The organism is Limnohabitans sp. 15K (assembly GCF_002778285.1).
GTDB lineage: Bacteria > Pseudomonadota > Gammaproteobacteria > Burkholderiales > Burkholderiaceae_C > Limnohabitans_A.
The window spans coordinates 56,248-75,358 of sequence record NZ_NESM01000004.1 but is presented as its reverse complement, the minus strand read 5'-3'; the positions used below and the strand labels follow the sequence as shown (position 1 = coordinate 75,358).

At 58.7% G+C, this 19,111-nt stretch carries 18 protein-coding genes; 10 read left to right on the top strand and 8 right to left on the bottom strand.

Annotation, left to right across the window (positions count from 1 at the left end; all coding sequences use genetic code 11):
• Positions 1 to 102: 102 nt before the first annotated feature.
• Positions 103 to 345 carry a hypothetical protein gene (locus tag B9Z40_RS13775; protein WP_199172572.1) on the bottom strand — a complete coding sequence of 81 codons (243 nt, stop codon included), beginning with the start codon at positions 343 to 345 and terminating at the stop codon, positions 103 to 105.
• A 113-nt stretch (positions 346 to 458) separates the two neighbouring features.
• On the opposite strand from B9Z40_RS13775, the gene B9Z40_RS13770 reads away from it, so the two are divergent.
• Positions 459 to 1,040, top strand: a complete 582-nt coding sequence (locus B9Z40_RS13770) for a gamma-glutamylcyclotransferase (RefSeq protein WP_100174089.1) — start codon at positions 459 to 461, stop codon at positions 1,038 to 1,040.
• A gap of 36 nt (positions 1,041 to 1,076) precedes the next feature.
• Positions 1,077 to 1,709, top strand: a complete 633-nt coding sequence (gene pdxH, locus B9Z40_RS13765) for a pyridoxamine 5'-phosphate oxidase (RefSeq protein WP_100173943.1) — start codon at positions 1,077 to 1,079, stop codon at positions 1,707 to 1,709.
• 13 nt (positions 1,710 to 1,722) lie between these two features.
• Here the strand turns inward: pdxH and B9Z40_RS13760 are convergent, their stop codons facing one another.
• From B9Z40_RS13760 to B9Z40_RS13740, 5 genes are all read right to left on the bottom strand, one after another.
• Positions 1,723 to 2,679 carry an AEC family transporter gene (locus tag B9Z40_RS13760; protein WP_100173942.1) on the bottom strand — a complete coding sequence of 319 codons (957 nt, stop codon included), beginning with the start codon at positions 2,677 to 2,679 and terminating at the stop codon, positions 1,723 to 1,725.
• An 83-nt stretch (positions 2,680 to 2,762) separates the two neighbouring features.
• Complete coding sequence (locus B9Z40_RS13755) at positions 2,763 to 4,778, bottom strand: TonB-dependent receptor (RefSeq protein ID WP_100173941.1); 2,016 nt, start codon at positions 4,776 to 4,778, stop codon at positions 2,763 to 2,765.
• Positions 4,779 to 4,856: 78 nt separating this feature from the next.
• Positions 4,857 to 5,240 (bottom strand): DUF2946 family protein, encoded by a 384-nt coding sequence (locus B9Z40_RS13750; protein WP_100173940.1) that lies wholly within the window; start codon positions 5,238 to 5,240, stop codon positions 4,857 to 4,859.
• Positions 5,241 to 5,266: 26 nt separating this feature from the next.
• Complete coding sequence (gene msrA / locus B9Z40_RS13745; protein ID WP_100173939.1) at positions 5,267 to 5,800, bottom strand: peptide-methionine (S)-S-oxide reductase MsrA; 534 nt, start codon at positions 5,798 to 5,800, stop codon at positions 5,267 to 5,269.
• Positions 5,801 to 5,883: 83 nt separating this feature from the next.
• The gene (locus tag B9Z40_RS13740) at positions 5,884 to 6,771 is read right to left on the bottom strand and encodes a LysR family transcriptional regulator (protein WP_100173938.1); all 888 of its coding nucleotides are present in this window, start codon (positions 6,769 to 6,771) and stop codon (positions 5,884 to 5,886) included.
• Between the two features lie 102 nt (positions 6,772 to 6,873).
• Here B9Z40_RS13740 and B9Z40_RS13735 point away from each other — a divergent pair, with 102 nt between their 5' ends.
• From B9Z40_RS13735 to galE, 8 genes are all read left to right on the top strand, one after another.
• Positions 6,874 to 8,070 carry an acyl-CoA dehydrogenase gene (locus B9Z40_RS13735; protein WP_100173937.1) on the top strand — a complete coding sequence of 399 codons (1,197 nt, stop codon included), beginning with the start codon at positions 6,874 to 6,876 and terminating at the stop codon, positions 8,068 to 8,070.
• A 135-nt stretch (positions 8,071 to 8,205) separates the two neighbouring features.
• The gene (locus tag B9Z40_RS13730) at positions 8,206 to 8,850 is read left to right on the top strand and encodes a TetR/AcrR family transcriptional regulator (protein ID WP_233204922.1); all 645 of its coding nucleotides are present in this window, start codon (positions 8,206 to 8,208) and stop codon (positions 8,848 to 8,850) included.
• Between the two features lie 27 nt (positions 8,851 to 8,877).
• Positions 8,878 to 10,011, top strand: a complete 1,134-nt coding sequence (locus B9Z40_RS13725; protein WP_100173935.1) for an efflux RND transporter periplasmic adaptor subunit — start codon at positions 8,878 to 8,880, stop codon at positions 10,009 to 10,011.
• Between the two features lie 13 nt (positions 10,012 to 10,024).
• Positions 10,025 to 13,240, top strand: a complete 3,216-nt coding sequence (locus B9Z40_RS13720; RefSeq protein ID WP_100173934.1) for an efflux RND transporter permease subunit — start codon at positions 10,025 to 10,027, stop codon at positions 13,238 to 13,240.
• A 41-nt stretch (positions 13,241 to 13,281) separates the two neighbouring features.
• A complete protein-coding gene (locus B9Z40_RS13715; protein ID WP_100173933.1) occupies positions 13,282 to 13,941 on the top strand; it encodes a protein-L-isoaspartate O-methyltransferase in 660 nt (219 codons plus the stop codon).
• A gap of 17 nt (positions 13,942 to 13,958) precedes the next feature.
• Positions 13,959 to 14,288, top strand: a complete 330-nt coding sequence (locus B9Z40_RS13710; protein WP_100173932.1) for a rhodanese-like domain-containing protein — start codon at positions 13,959 to 13,961, stop codon at positions 14,286 to 14,288.
• 39 nt (positions 14,289 to 14,327) lie between these two features.
• Entirely contained in the window at positions 14,328 to 15,683 is a 1,356-nt protein-coding gene (locus tag B9Z40_RS13705; RefSeq protein ID WP_100173931.1) for a TolC family outer membrane protein, read from the top strand.
• 3 nt (positions 15,684 to 15,686) lie between these two features.
• Positions 15,687 to 16,661 carry a UDP-glucose 4-epimerase GalE gene (gene galE / locus B9Z40_RS13700; RefSeq protein ID WP_100173930.1) on the top strand — a complete coding sequence of 325 codons (975 nt, stop codon included), beginning with the start codon at positions 15,687 to 15,689 and terminating at the stop codon, positions 16,659 to 16,661.
• Position 16,662: 1 nt separating this feature from the next.
• On the opposite strand, the gene B9Z40_RS13695 is transcribed toward galE, so the two are convergent.
• Together B9Z40_RS13695 and B9Z40_RS13690 are read right to left on the bottom strand one after the other, a co-directional pair.
• Entirely contained in the window at positions 16,663 to 18,024 is a 1,362-nt protein-coding gene (locus B9Z40_RS13695; RefSeq protein WP_100173929.1) for a 3-deoxy-D-manno-octulosonic acid transferase, read from the bottom strand.
• Positions 18,024 to 19,103, bottom strand: coding sequence for a glycosyltransferase family 4 protein (locus B9Z40_RS13690; protein ID WP_100173928.1), 1,080 nt, complete (start codon positions 19,101 to 19,103; stop codon positions 18,024 to 18,026). The genes B9Z40_RS13695 and B9Z40_RS13690 overlap by 1 nt, the downstream gene beginning before the upstream one ends.
• Between the last annotated feature and the right edge of the window lie 8 nt (positions 19,104 to 19,111).

The following is a 19,111-nucleotide window of genomic DNA, read 5'->3' as shown; positions in this document are numbered from 1 at the left end:
GGGGTGGACGGAACCGGTTACGAACAGGGTACGAGCTGTTCGCAACACCTCCAGGTACAAAAAAACCCGCCGAAGCGGGTTTTTTGGACCGGGTGGCCAAGTTCACTTGGCCGCCGAGGCTTCGGTGGCAGGCGCGCTGGCGGCTGATGCGTCAGCAGCCGGGGCCGAGGCCTGGGTCGCTGGTGCCGAGGCTTCGGCCGCAGGGGCTGTCACAGCAGCGGGCGCTGCAGGTGCTTTATGGCTTTTGGCGATACCGATGCCAATGGCCAGGCCCACCACCAACAGAACCACAGCCGCTACCAATGCCAAGACCACGGGTTGGTTTTCATCTTGCGAATTCGACATGCTTTTATCTCCGAAAATAATAGCGAGATTGTAATGGGGCCTGAAAACACATGAACCACACACCCGACACCTTCGGCACACCCGACCCTGCGCAAAGCTCCCTTAAGCCCAAGATGCCCCTTGAAGGCGCAGCGTCGGCCTTCCAAAAGGACGTGTTGGAGCGCTTCAGGGCCGAAACCGCTGGGCAGGATCTGTGGGTGTTTGGCTACGCGTCACTGCTGTGGCGTCCCGAATTCGAAGCCCAAGAACAACACCTCACACGCGTCTGGGGCTGGCACCGCGCCCTGAAAATGTGGAGCCGTCTGAACCGGGGCAGCCCCGAATGCCCAGGTTTGGTGTTTGCCTTGCTGCCCGGCGGCAGCTGCCAAGGCGTGGCCTACCGTGTCGCCAAAGAACAAGCCGATGAGGTGTTGGTCAGGCTTTGGGAACGCGAAATGCCCATGGATGTTTACGTCCCTAGCTGGCTGCCCTGCCCCACGCCACAAGGCACCGTGCGTGCCCTTGCTTTCACCCTGCCCCGCAGCAGCCCCAGCTACACGGGGCATTTGCCAGCCGAGAGCTACCAGCAAATTTTTCAGCAAGCCAGCGGCCGCTTTGGCACCACGCTGGACTATGCCTTGCAGACCTACCGCAGTCTGCAAGCACACGGCATCGAAGACCGGGCCTTGGCGGCATTGCTGCGGCATGCACCTTGAAGTTCCGCGAATTCACGACCTGCCTATACTGAGCCCATGAACATTGCCGACCTGCGCAAGAGCTACGAAAAAGCAGAGCTCAACGAAAACGCCTCCCACGCCAACCCCTTGAAGCAATTTGAGCAATGGCTGCAAGAAGCCATCACCTCCGAAGTGCCCGAGCCCAACGCCATGACGCTGGCCACCGTGGCCAGCAACCTGCGCCCCAGCACCCGGGTGGTGCTGATCAAAGGCTGCGACGAGCGCGGCATCGTCTGGTACACCAATTACGAGAGCCAAAAAGGCCAGGAACTGGCAGGCAACCCCTTTGCCGCGCTGCAGTTTCACTGGGTCGAACTCGAGCGCGTGGTGCGGATTGAAGGCCGGGTCGAAAAAGTCAGCGATGAAGAAAGCGACGCCTATTTCCACAGCCGCCCGCTCGATTCTCGCATTGGCGCTTGGGCCTCGCCACAAAGCCAGGTGATCGACGGCCGCACCGTGTTGGTGACCAACGCGGCCAAATACGCCGCGCAATTCATGCTCAGCCCACCACGCCCACCCCACTGGGGCGGCTACCGCCTGGTGCCCGACCAGTGGCAGTTCTGGCAAGGCCGCAAAAGCCGCTTGCATGACCGTCTGCGTTACACCCAAGAGGGCAGTGGTTGGCTGCGAGAACGGCTGGCCCCCTGAACGGATCGACCGCTCAGTTGGGCAGCAAAGGCAGCACGGCCATGACCACGGTCACGCTCGCCATGGCCATCGCCGTGGACACTGCCACGGCCGCGGTGACCGTGTCTTCTTCTTTGCGGTATCGCTGAGAGAACAAAAAGACATTGGCCCCGATCGGCAATGCCGCAGCCACCGTCATCACGGCCAGGTGCAAGCCGCGCAAGCCCAGGAAATAACCCACGCCGCCCATCAGCAAGGGGTGCACCACGGTTTTGACCAAAGACAAGCGAATGGCCAGTGACAGCCGTTGACCCATGGAAGTGAATGCCAAGGTGATGCCGACCAAGACCAGCGCCACAGGGCTGAATGCGCTGCTGAGCAAGGCCAATGGCAGGTCCACGGTCGGGTGCAGGCCCCAGCCTGTTTGGGCATAGGCCAAGCCCAACAAAATCGGCAGCGGTATCGGGTGGATGAGGGTGTTGCGCACCGCCGAAGCCACTGTTCGCCAAACAGGACGCCCCTCACCCGACAAAGCGGTCTGTTCGTGGGCCATTTGCAACTCCAGCACCAGTGTCGCCAAACTCAGCAGCACCAAAGCATGCAATGAAATCAAGGTGAACAGCAACACCTGCCCCTCTTGTCCGTATGCCAAGCCGATGAGTGGCACGCCAATCATCAAGGTGTTGCTGAAAATACTGGCCAGCGCCAGCACGGAAGCCCGGCTGTTGCCGCCAAAGGCCCAGAGCATGGTCACAAACAAAACGCCAGCGACCAAGAAATACTGTGCAACGGGTTTGAAATCGAGCTGCTCAATGTGCACACTGCTCATGGTCCGAAACAGCAGGGCCTGGATCAGCACCAGAAACACCAAGTTGGACAAATCGCGCACCGATTCCGCCCGCACCAGCTTGGCTTTGCCCGCCACAAAGCCGATCAAAATCAGCAACACCACGGGCAAGAGCGAGGACAGGACAGGGTGATCAAGGTTCATCCTTGGATTATCCCGGCCTGTCAGAGGCCTTCAGCAACGGAAACCACGTAGCGCCATCACTGTGGGCGGGGCCACGCAGGCCATCAAAACGTGGCTTGAACCCCCAGTTTGAAGCTGCGTCCTGGCAAAGGTGATTTGCCAAAAGCCGTGCTCGTGAGGATGGAACTGGCGCTGTAGGCCAACTGGTCGGTCAGGTTGTCCATGCGGACAAACCAGTTCAGCACCGTCGTGTCCAGCTTTTGGCGATAAGTCACACTGGCGTTGACGAGGGTGTAAGCCCCCGTGGCCACACTGCCATCGGGCACACGCTGTTGCGCGGCGTGCCAGTCGGCACCCAACTTGGCGCTCCATGGGCCTTGGCCGTGCTCCAAGCTTGCACCCACACGCATGGGCGCGATGCGCGGCAAGGGCTCGCCCTTGCTGCTGTTGGTCGCCCGCACGGTGTCGGCACGCCAGTCCAGATCGAGCGTCGAGGTGCCCTGCCATAAGCGCTGGCGGCCACTGGCTTCCAAGCCCCTGAATTGGGCTTTCACGCCTTGGTAGAGCTGCACTGGCAAATCAGCCTCGACATCCGGGGTGTTCATCAAGCCGATGTAATTGGCGAAGTGGCTGGCATAGGCCGTCAGACTCATACGGTCAGGACCAGACGTCCAATGCACGCCAGCGTCCAGGCTGTTGGACTTTTCCAAGCCCAGATTTTTGTTGCCGATCTCCCAGGCATGGGTGGCCAGGTGTGGGCCATTGGCAAACAACTCGTAATCTTTGGGCGCACGCTGGGTCATGGCCGCATTGCCGGTCAACGACCATGTCGGCGACAGCTTGAAGACCGTACCAGCGGCCAAACTGAAAGGATTGAACTTTTGAGCGCCCATGCTGGCATCAAAACGGTCCAATTCGGGGTTGCCCAATGATTCGACCCGCACCGACTCCCAACGCGCCCCAGCCGTGACTTGGCCCCAAGCGGTGGGCAGCTCTTCGTGCACAAAAACGGCATGGCTGCGCGTGCGGCTAGAGGGCGCAAAGGCTTCTTCACCCACGGCTGAAAAAAGGCTCGATTCGCTCTGCACACCCAGCACGCCTTGCCAACCGGCAAATGGGCGGTGCCGGGCTTCTATGCGCAGGTCGTGCCCTTTGTTGGCAAACAGGGTGCCAGGCGTGCCGTTGTCAAACTCGGTGTGCTGGTAATCGGTGTGGCTCAGGCGCGCTTTAACGCTCTGAAGCCACCCCGGCAGTTGGTGCACTTGCCCTTCCAGCGCAAAGCGCGTGGACTTCATGCCGATCTTCACTTGGTCTTCGGCGACCGTGCCGTAGTCGCTTTGGTACGTGTTGACCGATGCGCCCAAGTAACCATGGTCCCAAAAGGTGCTGACACCGACGGCACCACCACGAGACTGGCTGGCGGAGTTGCAGATTCGCCGGGCATATTGGGTTTCTCCGCTTGTGTCGCAAGCCAACTTCACCGGAACACCCACATCCCCCGTACGGCGGTCAAAACCATCCAGGTGCAAAGCAAAACGCTCATTCCCAGCCTCGACTAGCCCCGCAACGCTGCGCTCGTGGTTGCCCGTGCCTGCTTGCACTTGGGCTTTGCCGAGAACGCCAGAGACCGCTTCACGCGGAATGCGGTTGTCGATCACATTGACCACGCCCCCCACAGCGCTGCCCCCATAAAGCAAGGCCGCCGGGCCACGTAAAACCTCGATGCGGTCGGTGGACAAGACATCCAGCGGCACCGCGTGGTCATAGCTGAGCGACGACGCGTCCAGGCTGGAGGCGCTGTTGTTCAAGACCCGGATGCGGTCACCGTCCAGCCCGCGAATGATGGGGCGGCTGGCGTTGGGGCCAAAGTAAGTGCTGGACACACCAGGCAAACCGTTCAGGGTCTCGCCCAAAGTGCTCTGCCCGCGTTCGAGCAGATCGCTGCGGCCCAAGGTGCTGACGGGCACGGTGGTGTTGTCCCGGCCCAAAGGGTTACTGGTAATCACGATTTCAGTGGGCGCAGCAGGTGCCGTTGTTTGCGCCAAAACCGAAAAATGGCCCAGAGAAAGACTGGCCAGGCAAGCCGAGGCCAAAGCCGAGAGTGGAAAAGAAGATGTCATGGCAATCTGATTTGAAAAACAAGTACAGGCTGAGGCTTTCAGTGAGGAACTGAAAGACAACACAGCAGCAACAGGGATTCAAATCAGCGCAGGAGGCGCACGGGGTTGCGGGTGGGTCCAGCGATCATGGCCTGAAAAAACAGCCAACAACGCGAGGGGGTTCTGGGCAGCCACCATCGGGGTGGACCAGGCGGTATGGCTTGGGCTGAGCCCGTCAGACGGGGTCAGGTGGTCAAAAATTTTGCACAGGTCAGCGCCTGCGACATGGCCAAATGGGTCGCCACTCAGAGCCCCTTTCTGGTCTTCTTGGGCTTGACCTGCGTGCAAGCGAACCGTGACAGACGATGCCTGCAGGTCGCTGTGCGCCATGGCGTGCCACTGGCCCCAAATGGGCGTCCACAACAAGGCCCAAATCAGCAGAAAGCTCTGCCAAATTGAACCGGGTGAACGCGAATGGCGCATGTCAGTGGTGAATCGTGAGGGGAGACTCAGTCGCGAACCAAGCGGGCGAAGGTTTTTCGAAATTTATCCACCTTGGGCGCTGCCACGGCCATGCAATAACCTTGGTAGGGGTTGCGCTCAAAAAAGTCTTGGTGGTAATCCTCTGCCGCGCTGTAGTTGGCCAAGGCCAGCACCTCGGTCACGATGGGTCGGCCAAAGGCATTGGCAGCAGTCAACTCGGCGATCATCGCCCTCGCCTCTTCGGCCTGTTCGGGCGTGGTGAAGTAAACGCCGCTGCGGTACTGCGTACCCGTGTCGTTGCCCTGGCGGTTGAGGGTGGTTGGGTCGTGGATGACAAAGAAAATTTCGAGCAACTCTCGGGTGCTGATCTGAAGGGGGTCGTATTCGAGCTTGATGACTTCGTTGTGCCCGGTCCGCCCTGAGCACACTTGCTCGTAAGTGGGCGAGACAGTCTGGCCGTTGCAGTAACCCGACTCCACGTCGGTCACGCCACGCACTTTGACGTAAACCGCTTCGGTGCACCAAAAGCAACCGCCGCCTAAAACCAAGGTTTCTGTCATGTGGGTTCCTCGTGAGTGTTAAAAAATGGGCGCTGAACACTGTCCAGATGGACCGCTCGCCACCCGAACGCCGCATGTGATTATCAGTCGGCCAAAAGTCCTGCCTGAACCGCCTGCACAAAGTCCCCCAGCGCCGTCTGGTCTCGGTCGCTGCGCCAAAGGCAGCGGGTGTCGTAGCGCACATCCACGCCACGTAAAGGCACAAACACGGCACCCGCCAGTGCCGACTGCTGCAAAGCCTCGGGCACCAGCGCCCCCCCCAAACCCTGTGAGACCAAAGACACCACGCTCAACCAATGCCGCAACTCGTGCACGGCCGGAGGCATCCAGCCCGCTTGTTCACAGAGCATCAAAATGCGCTCGTGGTAATCGGGTGACACGGTGCGGGACACCACCACCAAGTCTTGTCCGCGCAACTGGTCCAGACCCAAACTGGCCTCACCTGCCAAAGGGTGGTTCACGGGCAAACAGACCCGCCAAGGCTGACTGGCCACCAAAATTTGCTCAAACCCCGGCGGCACCCGCGGCGTGTGGACAAAGCCCACATCGAGCCGGTCGCGCAGCAGCTCGGACAACTGTTCGGTTGAACTCAACTCGCGCAACACCAGACGCAAGCGCGGGTGGCTGGCCTGAAAACGGCCCAGGATCTGGGGCAAACCGCAATACAGCATGGTGCCGGCAAAGCCGATCTGCAGCTGGCCCGATTGGCCCTCGGCCACATCACGTGCTTTTTGGGCGGCAGCGCCCGCTTGCGAAAGCAAGGCCCTCGCTGCCGGCACAAATGCCAGACCCGCCGCCGTGAGTTGCACACCCCGGCTGTTGCGGTTGAACAATTGCGCCCCCACCGAGGCTTCCAGCTGCTGGATGTTCAGACTCAAAGGCGGCTGCGAGATGGACAGGCGCTGGGCAGCCCGGCCAAAGTGCAGCTCTTCGGCGAGCATCAAAAAATAACGCAGGTGACGAAATTCCATGAATTTAAAATATATATTGACATATAGGCAATCAATATTAGACAACTATTCATGAAATGCCAACAATGGCAGCTTGAATTGCACAGACCCAGGAGACCCCTCATGAAAACCACTTTCCAATGGAACGACCCCTTTTTGCTGAGCGAGCAGCTCTCCGATGACGAGCGCGCCATCGTTGAAGCGGCCCACACGTTCTGCCAAGAACGCCTGCAAACCCGTGTTTTGCAAGCCGCACGTCACGAAAAATTTGACCGCGAGATCATGAACGAGGCCGGGGCCATGGGATTTTTGGGCTCCACCATCGAAGGCTACGGCTGCGCGGGCCTGAGCTATGTGGCCTATGGCCTGATCGCCCGCGAAGTGGAGCGCGTGGACAGCGGCTATCGCAGCGCCATCAGCGTGCAAAGCTCCTTGGTCATGCACCCCATCAACGAATACGGCTCAGAAGCGCAGCGCCAAAAGTACCTGCCCAAGCTGGCCACGGGCGAGTGGGTGGGCTGCTTTGGCCTGACCGAACCCAACCACGGCTCGGACCCGGCCAGCATGATCACCCGCGCCAAGCCGGTCGACGGCGGCTTCATCTTGAAGGGCGCCAAGATGTGGATCACCAACGCGCCGATTGCTGACGTGTTCGTGGTCTGGGCCAAGCTCGAGAACGAAGACGGCACGGTGGGCGGCCAAGAAGCCATCCACGGTTTCATCCTCGAAAAAGGCATGAAGGGCCTGACCGCACCCAAGATCGAAGGCAAGATGAGCTTGCGCGCCAGCATCACGGGTGAAATCGTGATGGACGATGTGTTCGTCCCGTCTGAAAACCTGATGCCCAACGTCAACGGCCTCAAGGGCCCGTTTGGTTGCCTGAACAAAGCCCGCTACGGCATCGCCTGGGGCGCATTGGGTGCGGCCGAAGACTGCTGGCACCGCGCCCGCCAGTACACCCTGGACCGCGTGCAGTTTGGCCGCCCCCTGGCGCAAAACCAGCTGATTCAGAAAAAACTGGCCGACATGCAAACCGAAATCACGCTGGGCCTGCAAGCTTGCCTGCGCGTGGGCCGCCTGATGGACGAAGGCAAAGCCGTGCCCGAGATGATCAGCATGATCAAGCGCAACAGCTGCGGCAAGGCACTGGACATCGCCCGCATGTCGCGTGACATGCACGGTGGCAACGGCATCCACGACGAATACCATGTGATTCGCCACATGATCAACTTGGAAACCGTGAACACCTACGAAGGCACACACGATGTCCACGCGCTGATCTTGGGACGTGCTCAGACCGGTTTGCAAGCTTTTTATTGAACGCCGACCCGTCTTCACGCACAAAGGGGCTTCGGCCCCTTTTTTGCGTCACATTGCCCCCCTTTGTGCGCCAACGCCTTGACGAGCGCGCCGCTCAACACGTACATTACTAACCAACAAGTCATTAACTCACCCGTGAACACCGCCGAGACCCTCGCCCCCCACAAACGCGAACGCCGCAAACAAGACCGCCCGGGCGAACTGCTCGAAGCGGCTTTGGACTTGTTTGTGGAAAAAGGTTACGCCGCCACCCGTGTCGAAGAGGTGGCCGCACGGGCTGGCGTGTCCAAAGGTACATTGTTTTTGTACTTCCCCAGCAAGGAAGACCTGTTCAAGGCCGTGGTGCGGGCCAGCGTTGTAGAGCCCGTCACCCAAGGCGCTGCAGAAGTGGCTAATTTTCAAGGCACCTGCGGCGAATTGCTGGAGTGGATGATGCTGCAATGGTGGTACCGCTATGGCGACACCAAGGCCTCGGGCATCTCCAAACTGGTGATGAGCGAGGCCAGTAATTTTCCAGAACTGGCGCAGTTTTACCGCACCGAAGTGATCGAGCCAGGCCACGCCTTGGTGCGCAATGTTTTGCAAAAAGGCATCGACCAAGCAGAGTTTCGCCCGGTCAACGTGGAATTGGCCCTGCATTCGGTCATGACCCCTTTGCTTTTTTTGGTGATGTGGAAACACTCCATGGGCCCCTGCTGCCCCAGCCATGAACAGATCGACCCACAAGCCTTCATCTCGCAGCATGCCCAATTGCTGACGCGGGGCTTGGCCCCTTATTGAACAGCCTCATTTCGGACAGATACACCCATGAAAAAATCAACCCTTTGGATCTTGTCCGCCATTGCAGCTGCGGCCTTGTTGGCAGGCGGGGCGCGTTGGATGAACCAACGCCAAACCACTACGGCGGTCCAGACCAACGCCCCGATGTCCGGCACGATCGAGTTGAGCACCAGCGATGTGGTCAAGGTCCAAGCCATGGACATGGTGCAGGGCTTGCCGGTCTCTGGCACCCTCAAGGCCAGCCAAAGCGCCATGGTCAAGGCCCGCATGGTGGGCGAGTTGATGGACCTGACCGTCCGCGAGGGAGACCTGGTCAAAGCGGGTCAAGTCATTGCACGGATTGACCCCACCGAATACCAAGCGCGCGAGCGACAGGCCAAACAACAGGCTGACGCAGCCTGGGCGCAGGTGGAGATTGCGCAAAAACAGTACGACAACAACAAGGCGTTGATGGAACAGGGCTTCATTTCGCCGACTGCTTTGCAAAATGCCATGGCCAGCCTGAACGGCGCCAAGGCGACCCACATGGCCGCCATGGCGGCACTCGATGTGACCCTCAAAGCCATGGACGACACCACGGTTCGCAGCCCCATCAGCGGCCAAGTGGCCCAACGCTTGGCGCAGCCGGGCGAGCGCATGGCCCTGGACGGCCGAATTGTGGAAGTGGTCAACCTGAGCCAGCTCGAAATCGAAGCCGCTTTGCCTGCTGCTGATGCGGGTTTGGTGCGTCCAGGCATGCGCGCCAAAATGACCATCGAAGGCATGGAAGAAACCGTCACAGCCAAAGTCTTGCGCATCAGCCCCAGTGCCCAGGCGGGCAGTCGCAGTGTGTTGGTTTACTTGGGGCTGGCCGGAGAAGAAGGTTTGAGACAGGGTCTTTTTGCCGAAGGCACTTTGGGCACACGCAGCACCCGGGCTTTGGCTGTGCCTCTGGCCAGCGTGCGCACCGACAAACCGCAACCCTACGTCCAGGTGATTGACGGTGAACAAGTCAAACACATCACGGTTCAAACGGGCACACGAACCGAACAAACACAGAACAACCTCACCCTGACTTGGGTGGAGGTGCAAGGCCTGACCGAGGGCACGCAGGTGCTCACGGCCAGCGCCGGTGCCGTTCGTGAAGGCACCCGGGTGAAGTTCACCGCTGGCGTGCGCTGAAAGGGCCCCCGGCATGTGGTTCACCCGCGTCAGTCTGCAAAACCCCGTTTTCGCGACCATGGTCATGCTGGCCTTGGTGGTCATGGGCCTGTTCTCTTATCAAAAGCTCAAAGTCGACCAGTTCCCCAACATCGACTTTCCGGTGGTGGTGGTCAGCACCGAATACCCTGGTGCCTCCCCTGAAATCGTCGAAAGCGAAGTCTCCAAAAAAATCGAAGAAGGCGTCAATTCCATCGCGGGCATCAGCGCCCTGACTTCACGCAGCTACGAAAACCAGTCGGTCGTGGTCATTGAATTCCAGCTGAACATCAACGGTCGCAAGGCGGCCGAAGATGTGCGCGAAAAAGTGGCAGCGATACGCCCGTCGCTGCGGACCGAAGTCAAAGAACCCAAGGTGCTCCGGTTTGACCCTTCTGCCCGCGCCGTTTGGTCACTCGCTGTGGTGCCCAGTACGCCAACCGATGCCGCAAAGTCAGCCCAAAATGCTGCATTGAGCGCCGTGGAGTTGACCAATTGGTCTGAACAGGTGCTCAAAAAACGCCTTGAAAACGTGCGCGGTGTGGGCTCGGTCTCCTTGGTGGGCGGCACACGGCGCGAGATCAACCTGTACCTGATACCGGCTGCCATGGAGGCGCTGGGTGTCACAGCAGACCAAGTGGTCAATGCGGTGCGCAATGAAAACCAGGACTTGCCTGTGGGCGCCATACGCTCGCTTGAGCAAGAACGCATGGTGCAAGTCGAATCGCGCATGAAGCGCCCCGAGGACTTTGAACGCATCATCGTGGCCCGCAAAGGCAACACCTCCATCCGGCTGTCGCAGGTGGCCCGGGTGAAAGACGGCGCGCAAGAACTGGAGACCCTGGCCCTTTACAACGGTCAACGCACCTTGTTGCTGACGGTGCAAAAAGCCCAGGATGAGAACACCATCGACGTGATCGATGGCTTGGTCAAAACCGTGGCCGAGATGAAGCGCCAAATTCCAGATGGCATTCGACTCGAGCCCATCACCGATGGCTCACGCCCGATCCGCGTGGCGGTAGACAACGTTCGCCGCACCCTGATCGAAGGGGCCATCCTGACGGTGCTCATCGTTTTCCTGTTTCTCAATTCTTGGCGATCCACCGTCATCACGGGCTTGACCTTACCGATCTCCTTGATCGGCACTTTCATGTTCATGCAAATGTTCGGCTTCACCATCAACATGATCACGCTGATGGCGCTGTCCTTGTGTGTGGGCTTGCTGATCGACGACGCCATCGTGGTGCGAGAGAACATCGTGCGCCATGTGCAAATGGGCAAAAACGCGTTTCAAGCTTCCCTAGACGGTACCCAAGAAATCGGGCTGGCGGTGCTGGCCACCACCCTGTCCATCGTGGCGGTGTTTTTGCCCATTGGCTTCATGGAAGGCATCATCGGCAAGTTCTTCCACGAGTTCGGCATCACCATCGTGGCGGCGGTCATGATCTCGATGTTTGTCAGCTTCACGCTCGACCCGATGCTGTCCAGCATCTGGCATGACCCGAGTATCGACAAGCATGGCAAACAACATGCCCCAGTGACTTTCTACGACAAAACCATTGGCCGGGTAACGGGTTGGTTTGACCGCGGAACCGACCAACTGGCCGATGGGTATCAGAAGATATTGGCATGGTCTCTCGTGCACAAACGCAAAACAGTGCTGCTGGCCGTGGCCATTTTTGCTTTGAGCATCGTGATGCTGCGTTTTGTGGGCACCGAATTTGTGCCCAAAGCTGACTTCTCGGAAACCACCGTCAGCTTTCAAACCCCTGTGGGCAGTTCCTTGGAGGCCACCGAAGCCAAAGCCAGGCAGGTACAAGCCATCATTCGCGAGTTGCCCGAAGTGCGCTACACCTTGGCCACCCTCAACACAGGCAGCGCTCTGGGCAAAAACAACACCAGCGTTTACATCCGCTTGGTGGACCGCAAAGACCGCCAACGCAACGTAGACGAGATGTCTGGCGTCTTGCGCCAACGCCTGAGCCAAGTGCCGGGCATCACCGTCACCCACGTCGGCCTGCTGGACTCGGTGGGCGGCAACAAACAGGTGGAGTTCTCATTGCAAGGCCCCGACCAACGCGAATTGGAACGATTGGCATTGGAGGTGATGGAAAAGGTGCGCAACATCCCAGGTTTGGTGGATTTGGACTCCAGCGTCAAAGCCAACAAACCCACACTGCGCGTTGAACTTTTGCGCGACTCTGCTGCAGATTTGGGGCTGGGCACCGGCCAGATTGCAGGACCTTTGCGCACCTTGGTGGCCGGCCAAACAGTGGGCAACTGGCGCGCCCCGGATGACCAAACCTACGATGTGATTGTCCGCTTGTCCCCCGAAAGTCGCAACGCCACCCAGGACTTGGACCGTTTGCCCTTTGTCATGGGCAACGGACCTGACGGCAACCCGCGTGTGGTTCGCTTGGGCCAGGTGGCGAAAATCACCGAGTCCACAGGCTCCAACCAAATCAACCGGCGCGACTTGACCCGCGAAGTCGCCATCAACGCCAACACCTACGGCCGCGCTGCGGGCGAAGTGTCTGCCGACGTCCGCAAAATCATGGAGGGTGTGAACCTGCCACCTGGCTACCGTTACCAGTTTGGGGGTTCTACCAAGAACATGGCCGAATCCTTTGGCTACGCGGTCACGGCCTTGGCCATGGCCGTGATCTTCATTTACATGATTTTGGCCAGCCAGTTCAAAAGCTTTTTGCAACCGCTGGCCTTGATGACCGCCCTGCCCTTGACGCTGATTGGCGTGGTGCTGGCACTGATGGCGTTCCGTTCCACCTTGTCGATGTTTTCCGTCATTGGCGTGATCATGCTCATGGGTTTGGTCACCAAAAATGCGATTTTGTTGGTGGACTTTGCCATTCGAGCCCGTGAAGACCACACCGACGCCGATGGCCGCCGCATCGCGGGCATGGGCCGCAATGAAGCCTTGTTGATGGCTGCCAAAGTGCGCCTGCGCCCCATTTTGATGACCACCTTGGCCATGATTTTTGGCATGGTGCCGCTGGCTTTTGCCTTGACCGAAGGCTCAGAGCAACGCGCCCCCATGGGTCAGGCCGTGATCGGCGGGGTCATCACCTCGTCGCTGTTGACTTTGGTGGTGGTGCCCGTGGTGTATTGCTATATGGACGATTTGGCCCAGTGGCTGCGCCGAAAAGCAGGCTTGCCCCCAGCGCGTCAGAGATCTGACACGCCCGCCCCTTAAAATCACCCGATATTTGAAACAGATACCCGCAGGAGTAAGAAATGGACATGAACCAAGCCCGCTTCAACATGATTGAGCAGCAAATCCGCCCTTGGGAAGTGCTGGACCCTCAAGTGCTGGAACTGCTGTCTACCGTGCGCCGTGAAGATTTTGTGCCTTTGGCGCACAAGGCTTTGGCCTTTGTGGACATGGAGATTCCTCTGGGCGCTGCGCCCAACCAAGTCATGCTGGCCCCGCGCGTTCAGGCCCGTCTTCTGCAAGATTTGGCTGTTCAGTCCGGTGACAAAGCGCTGGACGTGGGCACCGGATCGGGCTTCATGGCCGCTTTGCTGGCCAACCAAGCGGCCAGCGTGCTGAGCTTGGAAATCGATTCAGGCTTGGCTGGACAAGCACAAACCAACCTGCAAAAAGCGGGCGTCACCAACGTCACCGTCCGCCATGCCGATGGCAGCCAAGGCGCCTCTGCAGATGGTCCGTTTGACGTGATCGTGCTCAATGGCTCGGTCGCCGAAGTGCCTGCGACCTTGTTGCAGCAACTGAGCGTGGGCGGCCGCTTGGCAGCGATCGTGGGTCAAGAGCCCATGATGCGTGCCACTGTGATCACCCGCAACAGTGAGACGAGCTGGTCCACCACCGAACCTTGGGATGCCAACGCGCCCCGCTTGTCAGGCTTTGCCGAGCCCTCCAGCTTCAAGTTCTAATTCAGGTTCTGATCACCATGCAACAGCTCTCCCCCTCTCAGATGGCCGAATGGACCAGCCAACAAACCCAACGCCCCATCTTGCTCGATGTGCGCGAAGGATGGGAAGTGCAAACCGCCAGCGCCAAGCCCGAAGGCATGGACCTGGTGCACATGCCCATGCAAACCATTCCTGCGCGACTGGATGAACTGGACAAAGCCAAACCGATTGCTTGCCTGTGCCACCACGGTAGCCGCAGCATGCAGGTGGCCAACTTCTTGCTCCAGCATGGCTTCCAAGTTGTGAATGTGGCCGGAGGCATCCATGCCTGGTCGGCCCAGGTCGATCCCACTGTTCCGGTTTATTGATACACACCGATGTTTAGTCGGTTTACAAGAAAGAAGTGCATGCAGCTCCCATTCTCCGCCCGGACCCTGTTCCAACGCTCTTCGGTTCATCTGTTCGTGGGCATCGCCTTGGCCGGCAGCGCCCAAGCGCAGAGCTTGACGGAGGTTTTTGACCTGGCCAAAAACTATGATGCGGCCTATCTTTCGGCCAAAGCGCAGTACCAAGCCAGTTTGGCCAAAGCAGACCAAGGCAAAGCGGTGCTGCTGCCCACAGTCGGTCTGTCGGGCAGCGCCTCCCGGACCGAACTGGACATCACAGGCATTGGGGCCATTTCCCGTGCTTACAACACACAAACTGCGGGCATCAATGCCACACAGCCTCTGTACCGACCCGCCAACTTGGCGACTTACCGTCAAAGCCAAAAAGCCCTGGATGCCGCACAAGCCGCTTTGGTCCAAGCTGAACAGGATCTGATCATTCGGGCGAGCCAGTCTTACTTTGACGTGCTGGGTGCGCAAGACAGCCTGACCTTTGTCAAAGCCCAAAAGGCTGCTGTGGGCGAGCAACTCGCCAGTGCCAAACGCAATTTTGAAGTCGGTACGGCCACCATCACGGACACACGGGAAGCCCAAGCACGGTTTGACTTGGTGACCGCACAGGAAATCGCGGCAGACAATGACCTACGGGTCAAAAAAATGGCTTTGGAAATCCTGGTTGGCAAAACAGGTATCCAACCGAAGAACTTTCAAGCCCGCGTTGAATTGCCACCGGTGCCAGAGGGCAGTGTGGACACTTGGGTCGATACCAGTGCACAAAACCACCCGGGCATCCAACAGGCTAGGACCAATTTTGAAGTCGCCAAACTGGAAACAGAGAAAGCCCAAGCGGGACACAAACCCACGGTGGACCTGACCCTGGGTTACAACTCACAAAAGAACATCAATGGAACCGCCACCGCCAACCTCGTTGGGGGAAGCAACCAGGTGAACTTGGCTTCTTTAGGCATCAACTTGAACGTGCCCCTTTTTGCGGGTTTTGCCACTCAAAACCGCATTCGCGAAACCGTGGCATTGGAAGAAAAAGCCCGCTTGGACCTTGAAAGCGTCCAACGCCAAGTGGCCCAGGCCACTCGCACCGCCTACTTTGGCTTGCAATCGGGCATTGGACAAGCCACGGCCCTGCAGGCAGCCGAATCGTCCAGCCAAGTGGCGCTCGATGCCAACAAGCTGGGCTACCAAGTCGGTGTGCGCATCAACATCGACGTGCTCAACAGCCAAAGTCAACTCTTTCAGACCAAGCGGGATCTGGCCAAGGCGCGTTACGACGTCTTGCTGGGACGTCTCAAATTAAGCCAAGCGGCTGGTGTGCTCAAACTGGAAGACCTGCAAAAAACCAACGATTTGCTGCAAAAGTAAAAAATGAACGTCTTGGTGGTCGGCGGTGCGGGTTTTATTGGCTCGCACATGGTGAAACAACTGGGACGTTCAGGTTGCCGTGTCACCACGCTGGACAACCTGAGCAACGGCCACCGCGATGCGGTGCTGTACGGGGATTTTGTCCAGGGCGATCTGGCAGACAAAGACTTGCTGGCCCAACTGATTCAACCCGGGCGTTTTGATGCAGTGATGCACTTTGCATCGTTCATTCAGGTCGGTGAGTCGGTTCAAGAACCTGCCAAATATTACGAAAACAATGTGGCCAACACCCTCCGTTTGCTGGAGGCCATGCGGCTGGCGGGGGTCAACCGTTTTGTTTTCTCCTCAACGGCCGCCACCTTTGGGCAACCCCTTTACTCGCCCATTGACGAGAAGCACCCCCAGCAGCCCATCAACCCCTATGGGCGCAGCAAATGGATGGTCGAGCAGATCTTGGATGATTTTGACCATGCCTACGGCTTGAAGTCCGTGTGCTTGAGGTACTTCAATGCCGCAGGGGCAGACCCCGAAGTCCAATTGGGCGAACGGCATGAACCAGAAACACACCTGATTCCCTTGGTTTTGCAAGTGGCTTCCGGCAAAAAACCCCACATCTCGGTTTTTGGCCGCGATTACGACACACCGGATGGCACCTGCGTGAGAGATTATGTGCACGTTGCAGACCTGTGCGACGCTCATCGGCTTGCCCTGGAAAGCCTGATCCATGGGGCGGACAGCCAACAGTACAACTTGGGCAATGGCAACGGTTATTCAGTCCAAGAAGTGATTGAGACCGCCCGCCGTGTCACAGGCCAAACCATTTCAACGGTGGATGCACCCCGTAGAGATGGCGACCCCGATCGCTTGGTGGCCGATGCGACGCAAGCCAAAAAAGTGTTGGGTTGGCAACCCCAATGGACTTCACTGGATGAGATCGTTGCTCACGCCTGGGCCTGGGAAAAATCTTTGCCTCAGTAGATCAACGGTCGCCTTGTGGGGTCAAAGGCAGTGCAAGCCACTGGGCTTTCAAAGCTTTGCTGTGCAGGGTAACAGCGCCACGGCCGGTGTCTAAAAGTGTTTGTGTCCCACCTCGCGCTTGGATCAACCATTGCGGTTGGCTGAGCGCCCACAACACATGGTCAAGGCCTGCTTGCATGTCCGGCACCCGCAACGCAGCCCCACAAGCGGCAGCCGATTCGGCAGCTTCGGAAAAATTAAACGTGTGTGGCCCCATGACCACGGGGCATCCACAGGCTGCGGCTTCGATCAAATTTTGCCCGCCAAGCGGCGCAAAACTACCGCCCAAAAGTGCCATCTGACTGACCAAATAATAGGCTTGCATCTCACCCAGACTGTCGCCCAGTAAAACGTCGACCTCCGCCTTGAGCGCTGAAGTGGGCGCCAAGTCACCCCACGCACTGCGCTTTTCGCAACGACAACCTGCTTGTTCAAGCAACGCATGCACCTCGTCAAACCGTTGGGGGTGACGTGGCACCAACAACCACAAAACGCCAAGCGCCTTGAATTGGGCCAAGCGCTCGGGATCGGACTGCAAAGCTTGTAACCACATCAGCTCTTCACCTTCGCGGGTGCTGGCCAACATCACCACCTGGCGAGATGACAAACCGCTTTGCCAGCGCAGGGCCAAAGCTTGCGACTGCTCAGAGACAGTGACATCGAATTTGAGGTTGCCCACCACGTCAACAGCAGGGCATCCCAATGCCCGCAGGCGATGCGCATCGGATGGCGTTTGCGCCAGCACAGCACTCAAACCCCGGTAGGCCGGTCCAGAAAGCAGCGGCCAGCGCAGCGCCTTCGTGCAGGACTTCTCACTCATCCGGGCATTGATCAAGCACAAAGGCACTTGGGCCTGACGACAAGTTTGGACCAAATTGGGCCAAACTTCTGTTTCCATGAGCAGTCCCATGCTCGGCTTGAAGTGCGTCAAAAATTGCCGTGTTGCTTGCTCGGTGTCCCAGGGTAGCCAAGCCTGTTGATCTCCCGCTTGCAAGAGACTGCGCCCCTGATGCCAACCGGTCGCCGTGCTGTGTGTCAACAAAAGCCGCATGCCAGGAATGGCCTCCCGCAGCGCAGGCAACAGCAAGGCCGCAGCACGGGTTTCGCCCAGAGAGACCGCATGCAGCCAAACAAACCCACCTTGGGGCGGTTGCTCTGAATAACGCCCGAATCGCTGCGCAATCCGCACACCATACTCAGGCTCTTGCCGGGCTCTGCGCTTTAGTTTGATCCGCAAAAGGGGTTGCAAAAGCTGCATCAGCCAGTCGTAGCCCAGCAAGGCCCATCGCTCACGCCAACTCCAATCGGCAGGTGAGCCCGTCATCAATCAAAAGCCTTTTCAAACAGACCGCGGTAAACACGGGCAATGCCTTCTGCTTCTTTGGACAGAGAAAAGTGTTCGGTGACACGCGCTTGCGCGGCCTCCCCCAATCGAGCAGCATGCTGCGGGTCTTGCATCACCGACAAGACCGCCTTGGCGAGCCCATCCACATCATCGGTCTCCACCATCTCACCCGTGACGCCGGGTAGGGCCAATTGGTCAAACGCGCCTGTTCGCGAGCACACCAAGGCGCACCCTGTCGCAGCGGCCTCAAAAGGCGTCAGGCCAAACGGCTCGTACCGTGGGCAAGCCACGCACAACAAGCAGCGCTGGTACCACAGGTGCACTTCGCCCGCAGGCACTTCACCCAGAAAAAAAATGCGATCGTTCAAACCGGCGGTATCGATCTGCCTTTGCAGGTCTTGCTGATAGGCCTGGTGTTGAGGTTGGGCCAAGCCCGCAATCACGGCCGTCGCACCGGGCAAGTGGGGCAAGGCTTGGATCATGGCCTGGACAAACACATCGCTGCCTTTGTCAGGACGCACGCGACCAAACACCCCAATGCCGTACTGTCCCGGCAAACCCGAACTGGCCCAAGCATTGAGCTTGTCAGGCGGCGGACTGAATCGAGACAAATCAATGCCGTGCGGCACCACAGCCGTGGTGTTGGGCACAAAACTGGCAGCGAGGGGCGTGGTGGAGATGACCGCGTCCATTTTGGAAATCAACCACCTTGGAAAGCGCCCGTGCAAATGCTGGGCGGCCGAGGTGAACACCAATTTGATGGGCAAACGCAAGACATCGCGCGCAAAAATGGCGGCCATCATTTCGGGGTCACGCCGCACATGCCAAATGCGAAACGCACGACCCACTGGCGGCTTTCGGGACCGTTGAATGGCTTGACCCAAGGTCATGCCATCGACACCGTTGGACATGCGTGTGCCGCAAAAACCCAAGTTCCACTGTTGGGCTTGCAAGGGCACCAAAGCGTTGATGGTGGCCGACACGCCTGTGTAGCGTTGTTTCAGGTTAAAAACGATCACCTCTGGGTCATCGCTGAGCACGGCATTGGCAAAGTTCATGGCAAGTT

Excerpts from the sequence above, each read along its gene's own strand:
- B9Z40_RS13755 (WP_100173941.1), bottom strand. The coding sequence starts at position 4,778 with ATGACATCTTCTTTTCCACTCTCGGCTTTGGCCTCGGCTTGCCTGGCC.
- msrA (WP_100173939.1), bottom strand. The coding sequence starts at position 5,800 with ATGACAGAAACCTTGGTTTTAGGCGGCGGTTGCTTTTGGTGCACCGAA.
- B9Z40_RS13695 (WP_100173929.1), bottom strand. The coding sequence starts at position 18,024 with ATGACGGGCTCACCTGCCGATTGGAGTTGGCGTGAGCGATGGGCCTTG.
- B9Z40_RS13725 (WP_100173935.1), top strand. The coding sequence starts at position 8,878 with ATGAAAAAATCAACCCTTTGGATCTTGTCCGCCATTGCAGCTGCGGCC.
- B9Z40_RS13720 (WP_100173934.1), top strand. The coding sequence starts at position 10,025 with ATGTGGTTCACCCGCGTCAGTCTGCAAAACCCCGTTTTCGCGACCATG.
- B9Z40_RS13705 (WP_100173931.1), top strand. The coding sequence starts at position 14,328 with ATGCAGCTCCCATTCTCCGCCCGGACCCTGTTCCAACGCTCTTCGGTT.
- B9Z40_RS13690 (WP_100173928.1), bottom strand. The coding sequence starts at position 19,103 with ATGAACTTTGCCAATGCCGTGCTCAGCGATGACCCAGAGGTGATCGTT.
- B9Z40_RS13775 (WP_199172572.1), bottom strand. The coding sequence starts at position 345 with ATGTCGAATTCGCAAGATGAAAACCAACCCGTGGTCTTGGCATTGGTA.
- pdxH (WP_100173943.1), top strand. The coding sequence starts at position 1,077 with ATGAACATTGCCGACCTGCGCAAGAGCTACGAAAAAGCAGAGCTCAAC.
- B9Z40_RS13770 (WP_100174089.1), top strand. The coding sequence starts at position 459 with ATGCCCCTTGAAGGCGCAGCGTCGGCCTTCCAAAAGGACGTGTTGGAG.
- B9Z40_RS13735 (WP_100173937.1), top strand. The coding sequence starts at position 6,874 with ATGAAAACCACTTTCCAATGGAACGACCCCTTTTTGCTGAGCGAGCAG.
- B9Z40_RS13715 (WP_100173933.1), top strand. The coding sequence starts at position 13,282 with ATGGACATGAACCAAGCCCGCTTCAACATGATTGAGCAGCAAATCCGC.
- B9Z40_RS13710 (WP_100173932.1), top strand. The coding sequence starts at position 13,959 with ATGCAACAGCTCTCCCCCTCTCAGATGGCCGAATGGACCAGCCAACAA.
- B9Z40_RS13750 (WP_100173940.1), bottom strand. The coding sequence starts at position 5,240 with ATGCGCCATTCGCGTTCACCCGGTTCAATTTGGCAGAGCTTTCTGCTG.
- B9Z40_RS13760 (WP_100173942.1), bottom strand. The coding sequence starts at position 2,679 with ATGAACCTTGATCACCCTGTCCTGTCCTCGCTCTTGCCCGTGGTGTTG.
- B9Z40_RS13740 (WP_100173938.1), bottom strand. The coding sequence starts at position 6,771 with ATGGAATTTCGTCACCTGCGTTATTTTTTGATGCTCGCCGAAGAGCTG.
- galE (WP_100173930.1), top strand. The coding sequence starts at position 15,687 with ATGAACGTCTTGGTGGTCGGCGGTGCGGGTTTTATTGGCTCGCACATG.